The organism is Anabaena azotica FACHB-119 (assembly GCF_014697625.1).
In the GTDB taxonomy this organism is placed as follows: Bacteria; Cyanobacteriota; Cyanobacteriia; order Cyanobacteriales; family Nostocaceae; genus Trichormus; species Trichormus azoticus_A.
This window is the reverse complement of sequence record NZ_JACJSG010000113.1, coordinates 1-4,192: the sequence shown is the minus strand read 5'-3', so window position 1 is coordinate 4,192 and position 4,192 is coordinate 1. Positions and strand designations below refer to the sequence as shown.

Annotated in this window: 4 protein-coding genes and 2 pseudogenes; 5 read left to right on the top strand and 1 reads right to left on the bottom strand. The window is 42.7% G+C overall.

The features are described 5' to 3' along the window. Window positions 1-91: 91 nt before the first annotated feature. The 4 genes from H6G83_RS34600 (at window position 92) to H6G83_RS34585 (ending at window position 3,721) form a co-directional block, all read left to right on the top strand. A complete protein-coding gene (locus H6G83_RS34600) occupies window positions 92-307 on the top strand; it encodes a DUF2087 domain-containing protein (protein ID WP_190480682.1) in 216 nt (71 codons plus the stop codon). A gap of 308 nt (window positions 308-615) precedes the next feature. Further along, window positions 616-1,566 (top strand): hypothetical protein, encoded by a 951-nt coding sequence (locus tag H6G83_RS34595; RefSeq protein ID WP_190480680.1) that lies wholly within the window; start codon window positions 616-618, stop codon window positions 1,564-1,566. 222 nt (window positions 1,567-1,788) lie between these two features. Beyond that, window positions 1,789-1,950 (top strand): IS4 family transposase, encoded by a 162-nt coding sequence (locus H6G83_RS34590; protein ID WP_390823488.1) that lies wholly within the window; start codon window positions 1,789-1,791, stop codon window positions 1,948-1,950. Between the two features lie 304 nt (window positions 1,951-2,254). Beyond that, window positions 2,255-3,721, top strand: a complete 1,467-nt coding sequence (locus tag H6G83_RS34585; protein ID WP_190480678.1) for a glycoside hydrolase family 13 protein — start codon at window positions 2,255-2,257, stop codon at window positions 3,719-3,721. A gap of 82 nt (window positions 3,722-3,803) precedes the next feature. Here H6G83_RS34585 and H6G83_RS34580 read toward each other — a convergent pair. After that, a pseudogene (locus H6G83_RS34580) lies at window positions 3,804-3,917 on the bottom strand (fasciclin domain-containing protein); the annotation flags it as partial. A gap of 45 nt (window positions 3,918-3,962) precedes the next feature. On the opposite strand from H6G83_RS34580, the pseudogene H6G83_RS34575 reads away from it, so the two are divergent. Then, window positions 3,963-4,192 (top strand): annotated as a pseudogene (locus H6G83_RS34575) (RNA-guided endonuclease TnpB family protein); the annotation flags it as partial.

Genomic DNA, 4,192 nt, shown 5'->3' with positions numbered 1-4,192 from the left:
GTGGGAGGCGCGCCACTAGAGGCAGTTAAGGAGTATATTCAAAACCAAAAGAATACTTGACGGCGATTAAAATCGCGCCATCGCTTACCCCATGTCTAAAAGCCAGGGGCTTGCGCTGCATGGATTATCGGTCATTCTCAAATGGTTAGCAAATCAATTCTCTGTGGGAGTCAATTACCCAGAAAGTGAGGTAAATGCGATTCTCAAGAATTATCATCCTGACTGCGCTACTCTGCGGCGGGAGTTAATAGACAACAAATTAATGCAACGCTCACAGGGGATTTATCGGCGAATAGCAGAGACATAGGGCAATATAGTTGAGATTGCAATGATTGTACTTACGTATAATGTGAACTGAGCCTTGAGGGTTAACTAATTTAATGGTAGCCGCGCAACAAAATCTTTAAGAAATCTTAATTTTTCCTATAGATTGGTTAATCAAAAAATAATTAATCACATAAGAATGTTTATTACTGAAGAGGCGCACAGCCCAGCGCCTCTTCACGCACGTCTTAATCTAAAGGCATTTTTAATGTACATAAGGGGTTTTACTTAAGTAACTTCTCGTAATATACTGTGAAATAAGTACAAATATGCACAGGATAATTTTTATTTATGACAAATCCCAGTTGTTCACTATGGATTTTTGTAGCGCGTCCAGATACAACTTTTCTTTTACACACAATTCCTCATTTAGTAAAAGTGAATAATTACCCTTTTGAGGAGGTAGTTCTAGCAGTTGACACAGCACCATTGATGGGAGATAAGGTAACTCGTCCTTTTATCGGTACAATGCAAGAATTGCGTGAGTGTACAGAAAAGTTATTGCAAGCCGGTGTTGTGGATCGTGTGGTCGATATAAATTACGCTGCCGATTATCATAAGCAAGTTTATAAGAAACATTTCGGTACCCCAATTCGCTTTACTCATAACTATAAAGGTTATCCAATTTTAGGGTCTATTTTTAGTATCGAAGAATGTAAGAGCGACTATATATTACACTTCGATAGTGATATGTTGATGTATCAAAAGCCTAATCATAATTGGATTGCCGAAGCCGTTAAATTAATGGAAGAAAATCCACAAATGATGTTTGTTAGACCACTAGCCGGCCCACCAACAAATAAGAAAAAGACAGAGCCTTATGATGTTTTTAAAACCTTTGGCAGTAGAGTTTATTTAATAAATCGCAAGCGTTTTGATAAGTTTCTTCCCATGCCTGTGCTTTGGCGTGACTACAAGACAACATGGATAAATAGCTTACCTACCCCTATAAAAACTGCTCTCAGTAATCTTACTGGTAAAGGTAAGTTAGATTCCTGGGAAATCATGGTAACTCTTCAACTACAACAGACAGATTATTTTCGGGCAAATTTAACTAATCCTGCTGCATGGACACTACACCCTAAAGATAGAAGTCCGGCATTTCTTGCAGCCTTACCAAACATTATTGCCAGAATCGAAGCTGGAGATTTCCCTGCACAACAAGCCGGTGAGTATGATTTGATTCCTGAAGCTTGGTACTATAGTAGATTGCCCGTTGACGCACAACTCCAGTTAAAGTAACTAGGTGGACACAATTACAGAACTTACGCAAGTGTCACAATTGGTGGTTGGTGCGTGACGCTACAAGTCTCATGACTAGGTTCAAATATTTTCGCTCCTCACACACCCTACAAAAAAAATATGCCAGTTGCGTAAGTCCTAAATTATTTAGAAGACGCATTTCGACTACTTCTCTACATTCCCTACGGGACGCTATGCGAAGGCGTAGCTTGCTTCCACGGAGTGGTACGACTACGAGGTGATTTCTTTTTAGCGATCGCTCGTTTGGGTGGTTTTCTTGGCCGAAAATCCGATGGTTTGCCCGGTTGGCAGACCTTATGGCGAGGCTGGTTGCGATTACAGGATATGTGTTGGGCTGCTGATCTTATCACCCAATCAGTTTAAAAGATGTTGGTAACGCACTGCCTCCCCTTGTTAAGGGGGATTTAGGGGATCTACTAGTCTTGAATACAACACGAAAAACTTTTCAGACATCCTCTAATAATTTCGTGAATCTTACACTCCTCACTTATTACTTTATTAAAGACCTGCCCTTAAGAAGGATAGGGAGGCAGGGGAGTAAGGGAGAATAACTAATGACAATGACTAATGACTAATGACTAATGACTAAAAATTTTCTACCACAGGTGAGAATCGTAAATAGACAAGTATTTGTAACGATCGCACCTGAAGGTATTAAGGGGAAATCATGCAAATTCAAACACCAGACTGGGTGAAACAAGCTGTATTCTACCAAATCTTTCCAGACCGCTTTGCCAGAAGCAAACAGCCCCGCAAGCGTCTGTTACGTGATGCACGCTGGGAAGACTGGGACGCAATGCCCACACTGCAAGGTTACAAAGGTGGTGATTTATGGGGCATTATGGAGCAGTTGGACTACATTCAAGATTTGGGCATAGATGCCATCTACTTTACACCCATCTTTCAATCTGCCAGCAATCACCGATATCATACCCACGACTATTATCAAGTAGATCCAATGCTGGGTGGTAATCAAGCCTTTAAAGAACTACTAGACGCAGCCCACGAGCGGGATATTAAAGTTGTCCTCGATGGAGTATTTAACCATTCCAGCCGAGGATTTTTCTTTTTCCACGACGTTTTAGAAAATGGCCCTCATTCTCCTTGGGTAAATTGGTTCAAAATCCAAGGCTGGCCTCTCTCACCCTATAATGGGGAGTTTCCGGCGAACTATGTAGGCTGGGCAGATAATCGCGCTTTGCCTGTGTTTAACCACGATAATCCAGAAGTGCGGGAATATATCATGGAAATTGCCGAATATTGGATTAAATTCGGCATAGATGGCTGGCGATTGGATGTACCATTTGAAATTACTACTCCTGGCTTTTGGCAAGAATTTCGCGATCGCGTCAAAGCCATCAACCCCGAAGCTTATATTGTGGGGGAAGTGTGGGGAGACTCCCGCAAGTGGCTAGATGGGACACAATTTGACGGCGTAATGAACTATTTATTTGCCGGGCCGACAATTGCCTTTACCGCAGGCGATCGCGTAGTCTTAGAACAAGTCCAAAGCCGCGACTATCAACCCTATCCACCCCTATTCGCCGCCGAATACGCCGCCAAAATTCAGGAACTACTGCAATTTTACCCCTGGGAAATTCAGCTCACCCAACTCAACTTACTAGCCAGCCACGACACAGCCAGACTCCTGTCAATTGCTGGCGGAGATAAACCCAGTATAGAGTTAGCTACCCTCTTACTGCTTACCTTTCCAGGCGCACCAAGTATCTACTATGGCGACGAAGTTGGCTTACCAGGAGCGATAGATCCCGACTCTCGCCGGGGCTTCCCCTTAGAAGCTAACTGGGACAGAGAAATTTACCACGCTCACCGTCAGTTAATCGCCCTGCGCCATGCTTACCCAGCCTTACGCACAGGCGACTACCAAGTTCTCTGGGCGCAAGGTGCATTATATGTTTTTGCCCGTACTTTAGAAAAAGAAGAATTAATTATTGCCGTCAACGTCGGCACAGCCCCAGCCCAAGCTAACGTAGATACTACCAGCTTGCAAACTCAACCCAACAAGCTACTATACGGTCAAGCTGAAATTAACTGGGATAACTCAGAACCAACAAAACAACTTTCTTTAAATCTCCCCCCACGTAGTGGTTCTATCATTGCTTTAGGAGAGTAGGTGTGTCAGTTATCAGTTATCAGTGAACAGTTAACATCACCTGATAACTGATAACTGATAACTGTTCACTGATGAATATCCCCTATTTCCCCGCCACCATCGCCGGCATTAAAACAGAGTCAATAACATGAATCACGCCATTATCAGCAAGGATATCTGTTTGTACGACATTGGCATCATTCACCTTGACTTTACCAAGAAACAGGGTCTAAAGCCCCGTCCTTCTTGGACGGCTTTGATTATGGTAGAATATTTGCGTAGGAGTTTTCCACATAAAATGATTGTTTTAGAGTTTAAAGCTAAAGGGAAAACAACTCAATATGCAGCCATTGATGAGGCGATGAGAACCTGTCAATTTGTTCGCAACAAAGCTATTCGTTTTTGGATGGATAACCGAGGTGTAGGGCAGAAAGACTTATATCGTCTTAGCAAGGTTCTCAGACATGAGTTTTCCTTTGTGAAAGCTTTGAA